Consider the following 18,828-nt stretch of genomic DNA (forward strand, 5'->3'; position numbering starts at 1 on the left):
TTAGCTGAAGCGGCCGCTTTACTGGTGCGAAGAAAAAGCTCAATGTACTATGTGGAATCACATTAAATATCTAATCTGTTCAGAGCCTCACAGGCATTTCAATCTAAGGCGGCATTGACGAAGAAATGGTCATGCCCTTTTAAGTCAATGCAATACCGGAGTAGGATGCCTGTGTGGCCCCCTAAGAGCGGGTTTCAACGCGCTGAATGAACAGATATTTAATTCGATTGGTATGATAGGGCTAGTTTTAAATGGATTTATGTATTGCCAAAATGGCATGGGTTAACATGAGTGGGTGCAATAGTATGAAATGGGTTTTTCCGAGTTGGTGTTTTAATCGCTGGTTACATACAGCGTTATTGTTTCTATTTCCTCTGTTCATTGCAGCCTTAATTTACCCTTGGTTAACTTCATCCTTAATGAAACAGAAAGTGACTGAAGATCTGAATGCGATCAGCCGGTCGTTTTCCGAAAACATTGAAAACTTCAAAAACTTAGATGGATTTAGCAATTTGTCATTTACTTGCTCAGAAGCGGATATTGTTCAGCTAAATAGCTCATTATTGAGCCCTACTATGGTGAGGTTTATTCAGCTAGAATTGGCCAATGGGACTAAATGTTCAAATATTGGCCCTGCTGTGAATTATAAAATTGATCAGCATTATGTACAGTTAATCGGCGATAAATCGATAAGTATTGCCACGACAATGGCGGCCGATGATCGCTCTCGAAATTTGATGTTTATGTTTCCGTTAGGCGAGCATAAATTAGTCGTATTAACCAACAGCTCCGTATATAACGACCTGTTATCAAAGCTATGTTCCGATTGCTACCAGTTACAAATTACCTATAGTGACCTAAAACCGTTGACGCGAGGTATCGAAACCTTAAGTCAACAACAGATTTTTATTGAACAATCTCGACACGACACATGGCTTAGTGCAGATTTTGTCCTCCGGGCAGGGGATAAGCTGTATAAGGATATTGGGCTAAAAACAGGTATGTCATTGTTAATCATTGCCCTATTGTTGGCCATAGTTGCAGTGATCTTCTATTGGAACTGGATATCTGCAAGGGTTTCGACAGATACCCTGATCCAGAAGGGATTAAAACGTAAAGAGTTTATTCCTTACTATCAAGTCGTTGTCGATTGCCGAACTGGGCAAGTCGTTGGTCAAGAGATGTTAGTACGTTGGCGTAGGTTTGATGGGACATTAGTACAACCTAATCAGTTTATTCCCTATGCCGAAGATTCGGGCTTAATCTTATCAATAACCGAAAGCTTGCTAGAGCAGGTTTATAGGGATTTACCTAGACTTAAGGGATGGGTTAGCGTGAATGTTGTGGCGCAGCATTTAGAGGCAGGCTTACTTAGTGAGTGGCTAAAATCCCATCAAGATGAATGTATTAAGCGAATTTCATTCGAATTAACAGAGCGCAAGCCTATTACTTTTTTTGAATTGGCACTCGCTGAAATCAATACTGTCGCACCCCAATGTCATGATTTTAAGTTAGACGATTTTGGTACTGGATTTGGTGGTTTTAGTTATTTACAACAGCTTGGTATTAACAGTATCAAAATCGATAAAATGTTTATTGATACTATTGGCACTCAAGATTTAAAGGCTCCTGTACTTGATTCTATTATTGCCTTCGGACAGGAAGCAAATATGGAGATGATCGCTGAAGGTGTCGAGACGCAAGAGCAAGCAGACTATCTCGCCGCCAAAGGGGTATACATACATCAAGGCTATTTGTACGCTAGACCCTTACCCTTGGATCAGTTATTAAATTATTACCATAGTCATTCATAATGCATAAAAACAAGGGCCCCTAGGAGCGGTGTTTTTCACGGTAGCTGTCACTCTTTGCTTAAATATTAAGCTGCATTTATTGCGCCTTCTATCGGTTCTTTATCTGGGTTTAGGTAACGGCTCCAACCGCCTCACAATTTCTCACGTCTTTGGAGCTGCGCGTAGGTCTTCTTGCCTTTGCCGCTTCAAGCTCTTCCTTACGCCTGGCTAAAATAGCGTTATTTTGCTGGGCATGGCGCTGCCCAGGTAAAACAAAATTGAGCTGACGAAGTGGTGTGGGATGCATGAAACACGCATCAAAAAGAACAGTATACGAAGCCATTAGTAACCCATACCTAATTCCTGATCTAATCTGGAAAGTTCATCAAGTGTTGACAAACGCAAAATTTCCATTTGCTGCTTATATTTTATCACCGCAGAAAATGGCACTTTTCTTCGATTACCGACTCGAGTAAATGGCATTTCACCTGAATCTAATAACTTGATAAATGTTGGCCGTGACATATTCAAAAAGTCAGCGCCTTGTTGTGTGGTCATTTCGGCATGGATGGGGGTGATATTAACAGAATTACCCTGCCCCAATTGCGTCAACACTTCAATCATCATTTTCAATATGCTAGAAGGTAAAGTGACATCATGCGATTGACCTTGTTTATCAATTACACTTATTTGTTGAGCCTCACCATTACTTTCAATAACAGCAGATAACTCCTGGCTGCCCAACCGAGCCATTGCGATTTCTTCGGCGTTCGTCAAAGTAGTCATGTTCATAATTCATCTCTCAAATAATGGAAAAATTTGTTTCAACCTGCATTATCCGCATTATCCGCAATATTCGAAAAATATCAACATTCGAAATATTCGCAACTACACAGGATTGCTACTACAGTTGAATCAATCTTGTGTAGAGTGATCCACCGGCTCACTTAGGGTATACCTGAGGCAAACTGTTTCAGAGATGAAATGCGGTACAGGCTCGATGTGCCCTCTAAAATTTTCATCAGGCCGATGCGGTTTTCCTCGAGAGACCAAAGACTGTCATAGGCGCGCAGCGAAGCGATCACCACAGTGAATAGTTTTTCCGCTGTTAATTCTGTTTTTAATTTATAGTCATTAATGTCGTAGTCAACGATAACGCTTTTTTCAGGAGCATAGCCAGGTTGGCCAGTACGTAACACGATACGTACCATGTGATTACCTAATTCATTTCTGATCCATTTCACTAGCTTGAGGCCGGCGTCGTCCGTCTCCATCACCACATCAAGTAATATAAGTGCGAGGTCAGTTGAGTGGCTTATGATTTCGATCGCCTCGCTAGCAGAGTAGGCGTGTTGTACATTAAGTGTCTTGTTTTTATAGGTGAAGCTGTTTAGCGTTAATCTGGTAACGTTGACGATATCAGGCTCATCATCTACCACTAATACATTCCACACTCGTTGGTGGTTGTTTTCTTTTGTTTCACAGGTGTCTTCGGTTAGCCAATCATTGAGAAAATCACTCATGTGGAAAGCCTCATTACTTACGAGTAGTTTGAGTTTGATAGTTATTGCCTAATCTGATGTATTGAGTCCGGTAGAGGTCCTATTTGGGTTTATCCGTGACTTGTTGTCCATCTTTCAATTCCACGTTGTTGCCTAAGATTGCAAGCAGGTCAATCCTTTGAGCCTTTTCCTGTTTTCTATGCCAACTCAAGCAGTTTGAAGACCATCGTTAAAGTAGCTAACCCATATTTTGTATTGATTTTTATGAGTGGTTAAATGACTTGGCGCTTTTGATTTGTATTTATAGTGTAATCCATTTGTAGCTTTTTGATCTGATTTAATTGGATAAATATGGCCACCCTCGGATGTAGCGAGTCTGGCATACTCTTCTCGGTCGTGAGATGCAGACACAAGCGACACTCCGCAATATTTTAGCAAATAAGAAGCATGAACTGTCTCATACCTCATACGCGTTATCGCCAGCTAAAATTGTTGAATGAACTTGTTTTTAAATCAGATTATTCATCGAATTTAGTGCAAAAGTAATGCGCTATATCAAATCCAATCACAACGACTGCAGAGTGATTAAACGGCACGATTTAGAGATATACGACCATGAGAAAATCTATGGAGAAGGCCAAACTAAACGACCGTTTCTATGTTATGGTTTTATAAAACAGTTGTTTTAAACCACGATCTAAAAACTGCCAAGCCACGAAGTGCCGATGTTTTACCAGTCGAACGAGGATATGAGCTACGCATTATGTTTGCTTTTTTTATTCTCATACATCGCTTTATCAGCTTCAATCAGCATATCCTCGATTGACTCATGCTTAAGTGGTTCGTAATCAACGAAGCCAAAAGAAAACTCTATGAAATAAGGTAAGCAATCCGAGGTGCAACGCGACCTTAACGATGTCTTGAAGCGTACAATTAGCTGCTGAATTCCCTCTGTACTCGTATTAGTTAGCAGCACAACGAACTCATCGCCACCGAGCCTCGCAAAGATATCAGAAGTGCGGAATGATCCCATCATTTCATCTGCAAAGATCTTAAGAGCTCTATCACCTTCAGCGTGACCATGTGCATCGTTGATCTCTTTGAATTTATCGAGGTCAAAAAATACAAGCGAAGCGGGAAATGAACCGCGTTTACATACTTCAAGGCAGTATCGAGTAAGCGTTAAAAAACCACGGCGATTCGATATTTTTGTCAGTTCATCGGATATTGTAAGCTGCACAGCCATAATTTCACGCTCCACCATACCCGCAAGATTAGCTAACATCGTGATGTCCTCATCGCTGAAATCTCGTGGAGTCTGGTCAATAATACAGAGCGTACCTAAACCTTGGCCGATCAGCGTGCGCAGGGGTTGACCCGCGTAAAAGCGGATGTACGGTTCTCCAATAACCAGAGGGTTATCAAAAAATCTCTCGTCCAGAGTTGCATCATTGATGACTAGCGCGCTTTTGTTCAGAATTGCATGGCCGCAGAATGAAATACTCCGCTCAGTTTCGGAAACATCCAATCCAAAACATGACTTAAACCATTGTCGGTTTTCATCAACTAAGGACACCAAAGCAATGGGAACTCCAAATAAACGTTTCGCCATGCGTGTTACGCAATCAAATCGTTCTTCAGAAGGTGTATCAAGAATGGCTAAAGCGCGTAACTGACTTAAACGAACTTGTTCATCATCAGGTATTTTAGGTAATTTCATATTGCGCTCCAATTGACATCCCCCCACATCTACACTTCGCTAAACGGCAAGCGCTAGCAAATCATCAAGAAGGCCGCATTTCTGTTGCCGTAACGTTATTAAAGCTGCTTATTAGCCCTTTAGCCACTAGAATATTTCCATTATTTATAACATTAACTGAGGGGAGAAGGTAAATATTACGCATTCGCACTGTTTCTCGACACTTTCAGTATTTACCAAATCGCCACTCTCAAACTTAAAACTGAATATTTAAATTTTCCTCTTTTGCAGTTTTTCGAGGCTTTGTTTCCTAAATAGGTTGAACTAAAACCGTAGCCGCAGATCTGATCGGCATCGCCTATCAACTTACCCATCAACCGTGTCAAAACCTCGCTATAAAACAACCCACTGGAAGCAATACAACCAAGCCTTAATCAACCGCGGTTCACTTACCTTCTGGATTGATGAGGATGCAATTGCTAAGTGGAAAGCCAAGGTCGAGCAGCCCAAGAAAGGTCGCCCTCGAGTGTTTAGCGACTTAGCCATTACCACTGCGTTGATGGTTAAGCGTATTTTCTCTATGCCACTGCGAGCCTTACGGGGCTTTATCAATTCGGTGTTTAAACTGGGTGACATCCCATTATCTTGCCCGCATTACACCTGCATCAGTAAACGCGCGAAAACGGTCAATATTGCTTTTAAAAACAAGACTCGCGGCGCCATTGAGCACTTAGCTATCGACTCAACAGGCTTGAAGGTCTATGGCGAAGATGAGTGGAAAGTGAAGAAACATGGCACAGATGGAAAGCGCAGAGTGTGGCGCAAACTGCATATTGCCGTAGATACACATAGCCATGAAATTATTGCCGCAGAACTCAGTTTATCAGGTGTAACAGACGCTGAAGTGATGCCCAATTTACTTAAGCAAACCCATCGAAAAATCCGCAATATCTCGGGTGATGGTGCTTACGACACGAAAGCCTGTCACGAAGCCGTTCGTCAAAAACGCGCTTTAGTGCTCATTCCACCGAGGGAAGGTGCAGCGCTATGGGAACAAGGGCATCCACGAAACTTAGCCGTCAGTTGGCAACAGCTTCATGGCTCAAATAAGCAGTGGAAAAAACGGTATGGTTATCATAGCCGTTCAATCTCAGAAACCGCCATGTACAGGATAAAACAACTGCTAGGTGGTGTTATGTTGAGTATGCGAAATGATAATGCTCAGGTGGGAGAAACTTACGCGATGATTAGGGCTTTGAACAAGCTTACTGGGCTAGATATGCCTGAAACCCACTATGTAGCTTGATATATGAACAATGATGAGCGTTTTGTTCGCTGACTCGATTTAGGAAACAAAGCCTTTACGCAGCACAATATGCATAAATAGTCACATATCTATCAGTCTTTGATGTTTCACTCTTAATCAGCAAAGAAAACTCAATAGCATGACTGAGAGTAAGTCACTCGCTTTTGGACATAAACGTGCTCGCTTCTTCGCTATTTTAGTGATTTATGAGTTGTACCTTGTATGAATGACTTCTATATCTATGGCCAGATTCACTATGCCACTACATACCAATTCCATTAACTAACTGGTCAAAATTGCCCATTGTCTGGTACACAATTCTATCACTCTTGTTTTCTTCTCAATGAGGGTATTCCATGCGATAGAGCACTGTTCGACAATATCGTCGTAACCACTAAAACAACGATTAGCCAACACATGTTGACGCAGCCATTGCCATACCTGCTCTATCGGATTTAACTCCGGTGAATAAGGCGGCAACTTGAGAAGCGTCAGATTATCAAAGTCATCGGCCAAATCCTGTTGATGCCAGCCCGCGCCGTCCATGATGACTAGCGCATGCCGTCCAAATGCGGTGGCGGTTGAAATCAGTTTTAAATGCTCGCGCATATATTCGCTATTGGCATGCGGGGCAATAATCGCTTGTGTCGCCCCCTTTGCCGGACACACGGCGCCATATAAATACGCAGATTCAAATTGTTGCTGCTTGACGGCTCGTGGACGAGTCCCTTTCTCAGCCCAAATACGGGTGGTGGTATTCTGTTGGCCAAAGCGGGCTTCATCTTGAAACCACACGTCAATGCGATCGAGTGCAATGTGCCCAGGTGTGTTAAGGATCGTTGCCATCCGGAAGTTTTTTAAAAGCCTCTTGTATAGCCTGAGATTGTTTCGGGTGGCGAGAGCGAGTGGTAATCCATGAGAAGCCAAGTTGATGTAACAAGCGGTAGATATTCGCTTGCTTGAACGTCACGCCAAATTCAGACTGAATAAACAGGCCGACATCCTTGGCCATCAACCTGCCACCTTGTGCAGATAGACTTCTGTGCTGTACGAACAGCTGTGGGCTGGAGAGTGTCGCAGGACGGCCGGGATTGGGCGCATCGTCAAGGCCAGTCAGCCCATGGGTTATACCAATCGTATTAAATAGGCGGTGACCAAGCGATTGACACTGGTTCTACTGACCTTAAGCATGCTTGCGATGGCGGTACGAGAATGACCTTCAGTGAAATGGAGTAAGGCAAGATAGCGTATACGTTTGCGTGCGCTTTTCTCCGATTTTACTAAGGCTGCGATGTGGGAATGATTCATATTTTATATGATTAAAAACTGATGACGAATTAGATCACATAATTAATATAATTGGTATAAAAAGTGAAATAGACTGACACTACAGATGATCAACAAAATTTTAAAAATGACCCTCGGTCAAAAGTGGGTCATGGTCACAAAATGGACACATTTTGGTCACGGTCACGAAGAAAGAAATGAGATAGGAACTGATGGGAAATCAAAAAGCCCAAGCTATTTATAAACTTGGGCTTCATGAATGTTGGCGGAGCGGACGGGACTCGAACCCGCGACCCCCGGCGTGACAGGCCGGTATTCTAACCAACTGAACTACCGCTCCAAATTCTTCCATATCCAACATCTGACGATGTTTCAAAACCCGCTAACCCCAGCGTGATAGGCCGCTGATGTCAAAGCGATAGTCTAATAAAATTAAACCACGCTTCAGATTCTTTAAACAGAACGATAATTTAACTGACTTATCAAGGCTTCTGCTTAAGATGCGAAGAATAATACGGTTGAGCCCTGCGGGCGTCAACCGTTTTTTTACTTAGATTTTTCATTTGATTAAAAAAAAACCAAATCAATAGTTGAGCTTGATTTATGTCCCAAATATCGCTGAAACGCCGCAGTTCAAAGTGATTAATCAAACACATTAAGTGACTGCGAACTATCGGTCTTTATCCGCTTCATCTGGCATAGTGAGATCGATTTCATCTAACGAAGGCGCTGCAGCTGTCGCCGATGCTTCTTCCAATAAACGTGACTCAGCGGCAGCTAAGGCCTGCGCTAAACTTTGGCGTTTACGCCACACAATTAATCCCACGACGCCCAAGACCAATAAGATAGCGTTGATCGTGATGATCCAGAACATGGCATCTTTCTTCGCAAGTTCTTCTTCCTCTGCGGCTTTTTGTGCAGCAACGGCGGCCAACTCTTCAGCGCTTGGTGGCGGCTCTGGCGGCTGAATTAAGTTGAAAAACAGTTCTGGCAAATCCAGTACGATTTCTCGACCCGTAATCGTCGTCGTCGCCACGAAACCTTTAATTCGATAACTACCAAACTCAGTCACAGTCGGTAAATCTAATTCAGAGTCCGGCTCTGTAAGACCATTAACGGTCAAAGGCAGTTGTAAGCCCGCAGGACCCACTAGCTCAAAGGAAAAATGCGTTTCAGCTAGCTGCAGCACAGCACTATCGACGTGCAACATGATTTTCCATTGCCCCGTTAACGGATCGTCTGGGGTAATGACTTCTAAATTAATTGGCCGCGGCGATAATCTAAACGGAAATGAAATCTGCCGCTCAAACACGTTGTTGCGAGCCTGTACCACAAACTCATAATCACCCCAAGGCTGCTTTACATTGAGATTGCTGGTAAATACGCCATCATCGGGTTTTTCATCATAATCTTCACCATTGTCTTTATAGGAACCAACAATAATGTCACCCGCGGCAAAGTTCTCATCGCCGGCCCTGTGCTTACTCACAAAATGAGCCGTCCATTCCACCAGAAAGTCGAGTCCCGGCATGCGCACACGCTGAGCATCACCCATCAACTGGGCGACAATTTTCACTTGCTCACCTTGGAATATCGGCTGCGGCAAAGGCTGCACTTCGATTTCGAGTTTAGAGAGTTTTTTGAGGGTCGAACCTGGGACGACTTTACCCACCAATTGCCAAGGTCCAGGCATAGGCGACTCAATGTAAATAATATCGCCAGTAATGCCATCGACCCACTTGACGGTTTCGGGATGGCGATTGGCGTACCATTTACTGCCATCGGGCAACACAATGACTACCGGTGCAGAACCGTATTCACGCTCCACTAACAGCGTCATGTTATCGACCATATGGTCGATGCGAAAACGGTTTTTAAGCTCAGAAGCCGTCTCCAATCCTATAATCGGCGCGGCCTTGGGCGGCTTGACGACTTTTTTAGCGGTTTCAGCCTCGGCGGCCAATACAGACGTCACACTGGCAAACAGCGTAGTGACAACAAGGCAAAGCGCTAAAATGGGTTTATGGCGCGACATCGGCATAGTGATTTTTCTATCCTCTCCAGAGGCATTTGCCTGATTTTGCGACTAAATCAAGGCGTTGTTCATGCATAGTCAATTCATCGGCCGATGCGCCGATCACTTTAAGGTTAAGTGATTGCGGATCAAAACGTTGAATACCACCCGCTTCCTGCCCCGCTTCTTCGTTAGACAAATTAAACTTTGTCTGGCCGCCTGTCATGATCAAATAAACATCGGCGAGGATCTCGGCGTCGAGTAAAGCGCCGTGGTACTCGCGGCGAGACGTATCCACACCGTAACGCTTACAGAGAGCGTCGAGATTGTTTTTCTGGCCGGGATGCAGGAACTTAGCAATTTCTAAGGTATCGAGGATCTGACAAATATCAGCGGTTTTCGGTCCACGCGGCTGCAACAGTGAAAACTCATGATCCATAAAGCTCACGTCGAAGTTCGCGTTATGGGCGACGATTTCTGCACCGTCGATAAAGTTAATAAATTCTTGGGCAACTTGATGAAAACGCGGCTCTTTAGAAACACGCTCATCAGTAATACCGTGAACGGCGATGGCTTCAGGATCGATTGCTTGCCCAGGATTGATATATTGGTGGTAATAACGTCCCGTCAAACGACGGTTCACCACTTCCACGCAACCTATCTCGATGATCCTATGGCCTAAATAAATGGCGCCGCTGCCCTGGTTCATACCTGTGGTTTCGGTATCCAAAATAACCTGACGGCTAGCATTAGAGATAATATTCATGTTTTTATGCGCTTCTTATGACAATTTTTGGTTATACTCGGCCGAAATTCCCGGCTATGGTAACAATTTGATGACTGAACTAAAACTGATCCACATCTTCACCGACGGTTCTTGCTTAGGCAATCCCGGTCCTGGCGGCTATGGCATTGTAATGAATTATAAAGGCCATACAAAGGAGATGTCCGACGGTTTTGCGCTCACGACCAATAATCGCATGGAGTTATTAGCTCCCATCATAGCGTTAGAAAGCTTGAAAGAGCCTTGCCAAGTCGTGCTCACCAGCGACAGCCAATATATGCGCCAAGGCATAATGACGTGGATCCATGGCTGGAAGAAAAAAGGCTGGATGACCTCAAACCGTACCCCAGTCAAAAACGTTGATCTATGGAAACGATTAGATAAAGCCTCACAGATGCACACTATCGACTGGCAATGGGTTAAAGGCCACGCAGGACACGCCGAAAACGAACGTTGCGACGTGTTAGCTCGCACTGCGGCAGAATCTAAACCAACCCAACCCGACTTAGGCTACCAGCCTTAACTCTGTGGCCCTTACTTAAATGAGCTAAGTTTGAACAACCCAAATTCATACAAGCTAAATTCGAAAGTAAGTTAGAAAACTGAATTAGAAAAGTGAGTTCGATGCCATCACGCCTAAGCTAAATACTTAGGCGTGATGATTTATTTCGCGATTAATCTCACCGTTTAAGCCCACCCTCAACATTAACTTCTAAAACAAATCGCTTAGGCTTACTGTTCACAAGGGCCATTGCTATAAAAAGTTTATTTAACTTCTACACCTGCGATATTGAAAAAATTCTCACAAAACTGCACAAAAGCTTGACCTAAGGATGTCGCCTGACGACTCTTATGGGTGATACGATAAAACTGCCGCTCCAGCACTAATCCCTCAATCGTGACTAATGCTAACTCTTTGCGGCTGATTTCTTTCTCTAGCGCCAGCTCAGATAACACCCCAAGCCCAGCACCTTGTTTCACCGCCAGTTTAATTGCATCCGGCGTAGTAAAGCAGAACTTAGCTTCTGGCTGCATATCCAACTCATTGGCAGCATTGACAAAATACTCACGAGTGCCCGAGCCTTCTTCACGTAGCACCCAAGACTGGCCTCTCACTTTCGCCGGTTTAACGACTTTCCCTGCTAGAGGATGCGCCGGATGGCAAAACACCAGTAATCTATCCTTATGCCATGCCTCGACACTCAAGCGATTGTCAGTGCAATGGCCTTCAATAAAACCCATTTCTGAGCGGAACTGCGCAACCGCTTGGATCACATCTTGAGTATTAGTAATCGCCACATCCACATGGGTTTGAGTATGTTGCTGACAAAATGCCACTGCGGCTTTCGCCATCAAATAGTTACCTATGGTTGAACTGGCACTGATACTTAACCGCCCAACCAAATCGCCGCCATGGTAGGTAAATGCCTGCTCAATTTGCTCGACACGGTGCAATAAATCCGTCGCCAGTGGCAACAATAAATTACCCTGCGAGTTCAGCTGTAATCGATTACCAATGCGCTCGAATAGGCGGGCATTGAGCTGTTTTTCTAACTCTGCCAAGGCCATAGAAGTGGCAGGTGGTGATAAATTAACTTGCTCCGCCGCCTTTGCGACTTGGCCGCTACGCGCCACAGCCTCAAATACCGCCAATTGTCTTAGGGTGATCCGCATATAAAAACCTGTACTTAAAATAGAAAAGGCTTATCCATTTTTCGAATGCTCTGATAAATGCCCTGAACGTCCCGCGGTCGGTGCCGTGGTCCAATTTGTCTGCCGCACCTTACGTTTATCGCGGATAGGCGTGAGTGGCGACTCAAGTTTGCGTGCCACAATCAAATACAAACTGCCCGCGCTAGGCAGCCATGACGCTAAACTCTGTTGAAAAAATTTGCCTTGGGTGAAATCGCCCATTAAAGGGTGATAGACCAAACGTTCATCGCCCACCACTTGATAACCCAATAAACCTAACCAATCTCGCACCCTTGATGGCATAAAGAAGCGGCCATTCCATGGGAGGCAATCCTGATACTTAGGCCACAACTTACCCAAAAATACCGGACTCAAGGGATTAAAACCGATGATAAAAAGATAGCCTCCGGCGATGAGTACCCTGTCGGTTTCGCGAAGAATACGGTAAGGATCGGGTTCAAATTCGAGCAATAAACTCATCACCACCGCATCTATCGCCGCATTCTGCAGGGGTAAATGGCAAAAATCGCCTTCAATCGAAGCGCCTTTGGATGGCGAGAGTGAAAAATGATGGGCGACTGGCGATACCATGCTCGACAATTCGGCACTCAAAGGCCCTAACTTTAATAAATGATAACCAAAGACTCTTGGCCACCAATCTTCAAGTTGTTTAGCAACGGCTTGTTGTAACGCCTCACCATTGGGTAAGTCGCTCCATTGTTCGGGTTTGAGCTCAGTACTAAAATGCGACACAGAGTTCCTCCGTTAGCTTGGTAGACAAGTATCCAATTGGGTCAAAGATTGCTGCCATTTAGCCATAGGGCAAAAGCGGCAAAGATCGCCAAGGGCCGTTTACTCATGGATAATACCTTTATCTTCGAATTGAAATACAGACATAGGCGGTTCTATGCTCACTATAACAGCGATCAAAGCCTTTAATGACAATTATATCTGGGTGTTACAACAACAACCGCATACACAGGTTTATGTCGTCGATCCCGGCGATGCGAGTGTGGTTATTGACTATCTAGAGGCCAATCAACTCACGCTAGTGGGCATTTTACTGACTCACCACCACAATGACCATACGGGTGGCGTCGCTGAACTTCAAGCCTACAGTCAAAACAGGCTCTCAGTGTATGGCCCAGATAATGAGAAGATTGAAGGCATCACCCATCCGTTGCACGCAACAGCACAGCCCAGATTTACACTCGACTATATCAGTGGCGAGCTGCAAGTCTTAGATGTACCGGGGCACACAGCAGGACATATCGCCTACGTTATTGCAGATGCCTTATTCTGCGGTGATACCTTATTTAGCGGTGGCTGCGGACGCTTATTTGAAGGTACGCCAGCGCAAATGCTCAACTCACTACAGCAACTTGCCCAGCTTCCCGCCGACACTCGGGTGTATTGTGCCCATGAGTACACACTTTCAAACCTCAAATTTGCCCTCGCGGTCAACCCCAACAATTGCGTGCTGCAAGACTATAACGAACGTGCCATAGCGTTGCGTCGCCAAGACAAAGCGACTATCCCCTCCACCATCGCTTTAGAGCGCGCCATCAATCCCTTTCTACGTGCCAGCGACACTGAGATTGTTGACAGCATAAAACAGCATTTTAGCGATCTAAATCATGCCAATTTAGACGAACTTGGCGGTTTTACCCTACTCAGACAGTGGAAAGATAATTTTTGATCACAAAAGCAATATTATAGTTTGAAATTTAAACAGTTTTTCCCATTTTTGATGATGTAAATCAAAAATGGCCTTACATTATGTACGATAATTAAGGGACAAGATCGAAAAGATCCCATAGAATGGCTCGTTTTGCGTGAAAACTTTGCGCGCTGCGTCGTCTTTATCTTCATATAAAACATACTGTTACTATAAAGAAAAGCTATGCACTAACAGAGGACTACCGTTTTCAATGAGAGTATCACTTTATGTTGTTGTAGGGGGATTTGCCCTACTCACAGGTTGTCAGACTTTAGACAACCATGGCGTTAATCAGACAGAAGTTGAAGCCGTCACAACCGAAAATACAGTCCCAGAATATTACCTCGCAACTGAGGCTCCGTCGGCGCAAATTACCGATGTGTGGGAGCGAATACGTCAAGGTATGCAGTTACCGGTTCCAGATCAAAAATTGGTAAACCAATATCGCGATTGGTACATCAAAAATCCGCAGCATCTAGAGATCATCTCAGAGCGGGCTGCACCTTATATGTACCTGATCGTGGAAGAGCTTGAAAAACGTCATCTTCCAATTGAGATCGCTCTATTACCTATTATAGAAAGCGCCTTTGATCCATCGGCGTCTTCAGCAAGTGCGGCATCGGGTTTGTGGCAATTCACCACGCCTATGGCCAGCCATTTCGGTTTAGAAATGAACTGGTGGTACGACGGTCGCCGTGATGTGCCCGCTTCAACGACTGCGGCGCTCGACATGTTGGAATATCTTTACGATAAAACCAATAACAATTGGCTTTATGCTATTGCGGCCTATAACTCGGGTGAATCTCGGGTGCTCAATGCGATTAAACGTAACGAGAAGAAAGGCTTAAAAACCGACTTTTGGTCATTGGATTTACCCAGTGAAACCGAACGCTACGTGCCGCAACTGCTTGCGCTGGCAGAAGTCATTAAACACGCCGATGAATATGGCATCACCTTAGCGCCAATCAGCAACAATCCTTCAATTGAAGTAGTTGATATTGATAGCCAAATTGATTTAGCCATGGCGGCAGGTTTAGCAAACATGACCACACTTGAGCTGCAAAAGCTCAATCCTGGTTATAACCGCTGGGCCACTTCGCCACTGGGGCCGCACACTTTAGTATTGCCGATTGATAAATCGGAAGAATTTAAGAAAGCACTCGCCGAAACAGAAACCGAAGATAGGATCAGTTGGCTACGCTACACGATCAAATCAGGTGACAGTATTGGCAAAATTGCGAAGCAGCACCACACGACTATTAATGCAATTCGCGCCGCCAACGGCATGAAAAACAATACCATAGTCGCGGGTAAGCATTTGATTATTCCTGTCGATGCGCAAGACAAACAGCTCTATGCCCTGTCGACTCAGCAACAATTGCCGAAGAAATCGCACGCTGCGACTGAATCGACAAAAATTGCCTATCAGGTTAAGTCTGGTGACACACTTTCTGAAATCGCCCAAGCCCATAAAGTGACAGTGAAACAACTTAGCGTTTGGAACAAATTAGGTAAGAGTGACAAGCTACAAAATGGTCAAAAACTGGTGATCTTAGCGCCGAAAAATCTTGAGCAAACTGCGCAAATTCGCACTGTGAGTTATAAGGTCAAATCCGGTGATTCACTTGCCCGTATCGCCAGCAAATTTAACGTGACTGTGGCCGAGCTATTAGAATGGAATAGCCTAGCGCAATCACAATATTTGCAACCAGGCCAAGTGATTAAATTAGTAGTCGATGAAAGTAAGTTAAACGCATAAGGCTAAACAGGTTCATAGTTCGAACTGATTGGTGCAATATAAACCCTTAGCAAGATTGAGCCACAGATAACAAAAAGGCAGCAACCCTATCGGATTGCTGCCTTTTTCTATTATGAGCTTTCCAGATTATGAGAGGCGGCGTTATTCCATCGTCAGTAATAAGACAACAGGCGCCATAACGACGGCATCGGATTCTAATGCCTTAGCGGCAAAATGCGCTTCTAAACGAGCACCGCCAGCGGGTATTCCAGCAAACGCTTTGGGCGGAATGCTAAAGGAAGTGGTGATCACTTTCCCCGCTGCCAATTGGCTATCGCGTAACGCTTGGGTAAACATCATATCATCGGACCATGCCCATAGACGTTTGCCCTCTTGCGTTACCAGCCACAAATCCGCCGTCATTCCTGAGTTGTAACGCAGGCCGACGGCATAGGTTTGTGGATTGGTCACAGTCAACGTTGCCTTAACTGGCTGCTTGAAATCCACAAATGGCTCTAAGGCTAACTCGCCGCGAAGCAGTCCTGGCGTAGCATCAGTCGTCATAGGTTCAACCTTTAATGTCGGTGTACTTTTAAGACCTGAAACATCGAGCGCAAGATCGGCAGCGCGAACGATCTCAGGCTGAACCGCCGCGGCTGTTGTCGTCTCGCCCTTGGTAGACTGACTCGTATCAGCAGCTTCAGGCGCCGAGCACCCAACAAGTTGCCCGCCGACAAAAGCACTCGCGCAAACAAGCAATGCGTAGCGCATTGGAGCAACCATTAGAAACCTCCTAGTTTTTTCAGTAAGGAGTCTTTTAATTTTTCCTTAGCTTTGTCGGTTTCTTCTTTTAACTGATTATTCAGTAACGCTTGAGTATCCAAGGCATATTCAGGTTTTTGGAAAGTCCCGGTAATAGCCAACGGAATGTCAATTCCAGCCAGCGCATCTTTGTCGCTACCGCCCTGACCTTTTAATGAATTCACTAGGCTAGTCGTCAATCTGTAGTCTAAGGCTTCAGTCAATATATTCGCCGTACCTTTGCCCGCCAAACGCAATAAAGGTGAAGACATGGCAAGATCTGGATTAGTGGCAACGCCGTTATCCAGCAAGAAACTGCCACTCAGACTCGAGAAGTCGGTTTTGCGCTCTTCCTTGGTTTCTGGCGATAAGTCACCCTTTAACTTAGCTTGGGCGCTACGGATCATCTGCGGAATGTTAACCCCGTACAAAGCCCCGTCATTAATATCAAAATGGCCATTGGCTGATAGATTTTTCTTTAACTGCTCAGGGATCAAACTCTTACCTTTACCCTTCACATCAAAGTTGGCCGTACCCGCCAGTAAATCCACATCCGCCGCATCTTTCAGCAAAGGACGAATTTGTACACCCGTCACTTTTTTATCGAATTGATAACTTGCCACCGCTTGACGTGCATCGACCTGAGCGCTCACCAGCAACTTACCTTGGTATAAATCCGCATTCAGTTTCGTTAGATCTAACACGCCATTTTTAATTCCAACATCCATCAACCAATTTTGAGTCGACAGATTAGCGACCTTAATAGACTTAACGGTCAACTTGAGTTTTACATCAAGCTGCTTAAGGGCTGAGAGATCAGGCTCAACTGCCTGAGTGCTAGCCGCGGGTGCTTGTTCTGTTACAGCAGCGGTCTCCGTTTTAGGTAACAGCGTATCTAAATCGATATCGCCGACTTGAAAATCAGCATTGATTTGCGGAATTTTTGTGGCGTAATTCACGCCAACTTTACCCGCAGCCGTAATGCTCGCCGCGGTAAGCTGCACAATATCGACGGACAATTGCTGTTTATCTAACTCGATTTGCGTCGCTAAGCTAATCGATGTTTCGAGTTTCTTATTGGGAATACTTTCACCTTCCACCACAGTGTCAATTTTGAGCCCATTGACGACGAGTTGCGTAAAGTCTCGGCTTAGTTTTAGCTCACCTTTGCCTTCGCTGCTTACCGTCATGTCCGGCATAGTTGCACTAAATTCAAAGGCAATGGGCGCAAATTGTTCTAAAGCGAATTCACCTAAGGTGAAGCTTTTTAAGGTAAAGACTTGAGTTTGCTTTTTCGCTTCGTCAATCATATTAATTTGGGTATTGGTGATTGAAATACCGCCAATATTAATATCGTTCAATTTGGCATTTGAGGAAGTTTCGGTCGCTGGAGTTGCGGCTTGTTTGCTATTATCACCACTTAATCCATCAAAACTGCTGGTGCCATTCTTGCGAGTCACTAAATTAATGGTTGCGCCATCGAGACTCAATTCGGCAATTTCAATTTTCTGACTAAACAATGGCATCAACGCCACTTCGGCAACGGCTTTGTTGACTTCTAACATAGCCTTAGGGGTAAAGCCTTCAGGATTAGATAAAGACACGCCCCCTAAATTAATGCCGATAACAGGGAAAAAGGTCCAGGATAAATCGTCAGCGATGACTAATTCACGACCCGTTTGTTTTTTGACTGCATCAACTATTTCAGGTTTAAAATCATTAGGGTCGAAAAATACGGTGAGATACACTGTGACTAAAAGAATGAGCGTCACCACTAAGGCCAGGAGCCACTTAATGAATTTCATATAAATATCCTTATCAAAAACAACTTGAATTTAAAGCAACTAATTCATTTAAAAATGTTAATTTAAAAATGCAAAGTTCAACATCTCATCACTTACTGCAATACCATTTTCATCGGCATACAGCATCATACCGGGCTTAACCATTACGCCGCCCATATCGACAGCAACGTTAATTTGGCCTTGATCTAACTTCTCGGTTTTTATCGGCATGGCACCTAAGGCATAAACACCTAAACTAAAAGTATTTAATCGGGCCACATCACGAACACATCCATTGATCACTATCCCTTGCCAGCCATTATCTAGTGCGCTTTGCGCGATAAGATCGCCTAACAAGGCGCGGCGCAGAGAACCGCCCCCATCGACAACCAAAACTTTACCATGCCCATCCTGTGCAAGCATTTCTTTTACCTTAGAATTATCTTCAAAACACTTGACTGTGACTATCTCGCCCCAAAACAGCCGCTTAGCGCCATAGGGTTTAAATGCGAGGGGAAGTAACTGTAATTTAGACGGATAGTGGTCAAATAAATCTGGTAGTAGATCAAGCATTTGAATCTCCATAATAGCCTATCACTTTAGACTAACCATAATTGTAGACCCCGACAAGGGCAAAGCCAAAATCAGCATTTTTTATTTAATTTTAACCAGCAAACGCTTGGTGTATATTGGCATAGGCACTATAAT

15 protein-coding genes, 1 tRNA gene and 2 pseudogenes are annotated in these 18,828 nt (G+C 44.4%); 5 read left to right on the plus strand and 13 right to left on the minus strand.

Features of this window, described 5'->3' with window-relative positions; all coding sequences use genetic code 11:
- The first annotated feature begins 305 nt into the window (after nt 1–305).
- Nucleotides 306–1,814, plus strand: coding sequence for an EAL domain-containing protein (locus tag Q4Q49_RS18715; protein ID WP_312000092.1), 1,509 nt, complete (start codon nt 306–308; stop codon nt 1,812–1,814).
- Between the two features lie 65 nt (nt 1,815–1,879).
- On the opposite strand, the pseudogene Q4Q49_RS18720 reads toward Q4Q49_RS18715, so the two are convergent.
- The 4 genes and pseudogenes from Q4Q49_RS18720 to Q4Q49_RS18735 all read right to left on the minus strand — a co-directional run.
- Nucleotides 1,880–2,079, minus strand: a pseudogene (locus tag Q4Q49_RS18720) (IS3 family transposase); the annotation flags it as partial.
- A 56-nt stretch (nt 2,080–2,135) separates the two neighbouring features.
- Complete coding sequence (locus Q4Q49_RS18725; RefSeq protein WP_312000094.1) at nt 2,136–2,585, minus strand: helix-turn-helix domain-containing protein; 450 nt, start codon at nt 2,583–2,585, stop codon at nt 2,136–2,138.
- A 155-nt stretch (nt 2,586–2,740) separates the two neighbouring features.
- Nucleotides 2,741–3,316, minus strand: a complete 576-nt coding sequence (locus tag Q4Q49_RS18730) for a response regulator (protein ID WP_312000095.1) — start codon at nt 3,314–3,316, stop codon at nt 2,741–2,743.
- A 733-nt stretch (nt 3,317–4,049) separates the two neighbouring features.
- Entirely contained in the window at nt 4,050–5,015 is a 966-nt protein-coding gene (locus Q4Q49_RS18735; RefSeq protein ID WP_312000097.1) for a sensor domain-containing diguanylate cyclase, read from the minus strand.
- Between the two features lie 358 nt (nt 5,016–5,373).
- On the opposite strand from Q4Q49_RS18735, the gene Q4Q49_RS18740 reads away from it, so the two are divergent.
- Nucleotides 5,374–6,300, plus strand: a complete 927-nt coding sequence (locus Q4Q49_RS18740; protein ID WP_312000098.1) for an IS5 family transposase — start codon at nt 5,374–5,376, stop codon at nt 6,298–6,300.
- 282 nt (nt 6,301–6,582) lie between these two features.
- Here the strand turns inward: Q4Q49_RS18740 and Q4Q49_RS18745 are convergent.
- From Q4Q49_RS18745 to dnaQ, 4 genes and pseudogenes are all read right to left on the minus strand, one after another.
- Nucleotides 6,583–7,608: pseudogene (locus Q4Q49_RS18745) on the minus strand (IS630 family transposase).
- 242 nt (nt 7,609–7,850) lie between these two features.
- Nucleotides 7,851–7,927 (minus strand) — tRNA-Asp (locus Q4Q49_RS18750).
- Nucleotides 7,928–8,257: 330 nt separating this feature from the next.
- On the minus strand, nt 8,258–9,628 hold the full coding sequence (locus tag Q4Q49_RS18755) for a TIGR03503 family protein (RefSeq protein ID WP_312000099.1): 1,371 nt from the start codon (nt 9,626–9,628) through the stop codon (nt 8,258–8,260).
- Between the two features lie 10 nt (nt 9,629–9,638).
- Complete coding sequence (gene dnaQ / locus Q4Q49_RS18760) at nt 9,639–10,367, minus strand: DNA polymerase III subunit epsilon (protein WP_106650381.1); 729 nt, start codon at nt 10,365–10,367, stop codon at nt 9,639–9,641.
- 70 nt (nt 10,368–10,437) lie between these two features.
- Between dnaQ and rnhA the strand changes: the two genes are divergently transcribed.
- Nucleotides 10,438–10,908 carry a ribonuclease HI gene (gene rnhA, locus Q4Q49_RS18765; protein ID WP_006081489.1) on the plus strand — a complete coding sequence of 157 codons (471 nt, stop codon included), beginning with the start codon at nt 10,438–10,440 and terminating at the stop codon, nt 10,906–10,908.
- 242 nt (nt 10,909–11,150) lie between these two features.
- Here rnhA and Q4Q49_RS18770 read toward each other — a convergent pair whose 3' ends face one another.
- Complete coding sequence (locus Q4Q49_RS18770) at nt 11,151–12,059, minus strand: LysR substrate-binding domain-containing protein (protein ID WP_220592872.1); 909 nt, start codon at nt 12,057–12,059, stop codon at nt 11,151–11,153.
- A 30-nt stretch (nt 12,060–12,089) separates the two neighbouring features.
- A complete protein-coding gene (locus Q4Q49_RS18775) occupies nt 12,090–12,830 on the minus strand; it encodes a class I SAM-dependent methyltransferase (protein WP_312000100.1) in 741 nt (246 codons plus the stop codon).
- Nucleotides 12,831–12,984: 154 nt separating this feature from the next.
- Between Q4Q49_RS18775 and gloB the strand changes: the two genes are divergently transcribed.
- Together gloB and Q4Q49_RS18785 are read left to right on the plus strand one after the other, a co-directional pair.
- Nucleotides 12,985–13,776 (plus strand): hydroxyacylglutathione hydrolase, encoded by a 792-nt coding sequence (gene gloB, locus Q4Q49_RS18780; RefSeq protein ID WP_312000102.1) that lies wholly within the window; start codon nt 12,985–12,987, stop codon nt 13,774–13,776.
- Nucleotides 13,777–14,008: 232 nt separating this feature from the next.
- Entirely contained in the window at nt 14,009–15,556 is a 1,548-nt protein-coding gene (locus Q4Q49_RS18785) for a LysM peptidoglycan-binding domain-containing protein (RefSeq protein WP_063884328.1), read from the plus strand.
- A 141-nt stretch (nt 15,557–15,697) separates the two neighbouring features.
- Here the strand turns inward: Q4Q49_RS18785 and Q4Q49_RS18790 are convergent, their stop codons facing one another.
- The 3 genes from Q4Q49_RS18790 to Q4Q49_RS18800 are packed head-to-tail and all read right to left on the minus strand — an operon-like array spanning nt 15,698 to nt 18,693.
- Nucleotides 15,698–16,318, minus strand: coding sequence for a BsuPI-related putative proteinase inhibitor (locus Q4Q49_RS18790; protein WP_259506558.1), 621 nt, complete (start codon nt 16,316–16,318; stop codon nt 15,698–15,700).
- Complete coding sequence (locus Q4Q49_RS18795; protein WP_312000103.1) at nt 16,318–18,141, minus strand: AsmA family protein; 1,824 nt, start codon at nt 18,139–18,141, stop codon at nt 16,318–16,320. Before Q4Q49_RS18795 ends, Q4Q49_RS18790 begins: the two co-directional genes overlap by 1 nt.
- 57 nt (nt 18,142–18,198) lie before the next feature.
- Complete coding sequence (locus tag Q4Q49_RS18800) at nt 18,199–18,693, minus strand: putative 4-hydroxy-4-methyl-2-oxoglutarate aldolase (protein ID WP_312000105.1); 495 nt, start codon at nt 18,691–18,693, stop codon at nt 18,199–18,201.
- Nucleotides 18,694–18,828 lie beyond the last annotated feature (135 nt).

It is taken from the genome of Shewanella sp. SP1S1-7 (assembly GCF_031932105.1).
In the GTDB taxonomy this organism is placed as follows: domain Bacteria; phylum Pseudomonadota; class Gammaproteobacteria; order Enterobacterales; family Shewanellaceae; genus Shewanella; species Shewanella baltica.

Excerpts from the sequence above, each read along its gene's own strand:
- Q4Q49_RS18715 (WP_312000092.1), top strand. The coding sequence starts at position 306 with ATGAAATGGGTTTTTCCGAGTTGGTGTTTTAATCGCTGGTTACATACA.
- Q4Q49_RS18725 (WP_312000094.1), bottom strand. The coding sequence starts at position 2,585 with ATGAACATGACTACTTTGACGAACGCCGAAGAAATCGCAATGGCTCGG.
- Q4Q49_RS18730 (WP_312000095.1), bottom strand. The coding sequence starts at position 3,316 with ATGAGTGATTTTCTCAATGATTGGCTAACCGAAGACACCTGTGAAACA.
- Q4Q49_RS18735 (WP_312000097.1), bottom strand. The coding sequence starts at position 5,015 with ATGAAATTACCTAAAATACCTGATGATGAACAAGTTCGTTTAAGTCAG.
- Q4Q49_RS18755 (WP_312000099.1), bottom strand. The coding sequence starts at position 9,628 with ATGCCGATGTCGCGCCATAAACCCATTTTAGCGCTTTGCCTTGTTGTC.
- dnaQ (WP_106650381.1), bottom strand. The coding sequence starts at position 10,367 with ATGAATATTATCTCTAATGCTAGCCGTCAGGTTATTTTGGATACCGAA.
- rnhA (WP_006081489.1), top strand. The coding sequence starts at position 10,438 with ATGACTGAACTAAAACTGATCCACATCTTCACCGACGGTTCTTGCTTA.
- Q4Q49_RS18770 (WP_220592872.1), bottom strand. The coding sequence starts at position 12,059 with ATGCGGATCACCCTAAGACAATTGGCGGTATTTGAGGCTGTGGCGCGT.
- gloB (WP_312000102.1), top strand. The coding sequence starts at position 12,985 with ATGCTCACTATAACAGCGATCAAAGCCTTTAATGACAATTATATCTGG.
- Q4Q49_RS18785 (WP_063884328.1), top strand. The coding sequence starts at position 14,009 with ATGAGAGTATCACTTTATGTTGTTGTAGGGGGATTTGCCCTACTCACA.
- Q4Q49_RS18790 (WP_259506558.1), bottom strand. The coding sequence starts at position 16,318 with ATGGTTGCTCCAATGCGCTACGCATTGCTTGTTTGCGCGAGTGCTTTT.
- Q4Q49_RS18795 (WP_312000103.1), bottom strand. The coding sequence starts at position 18,141 with ATGAAATTCATTAAGTGGCTCCTGGCCTTAGTGGTGACGCTCATTCTT.
- Q4Q49_RS18800 (WP_312000105.1), bottom strand. The coding sequence starts at position 18,693 with ATGCTTGATCTACTACCAGATTTATTTGACCACTATCCGTCTAAATTA.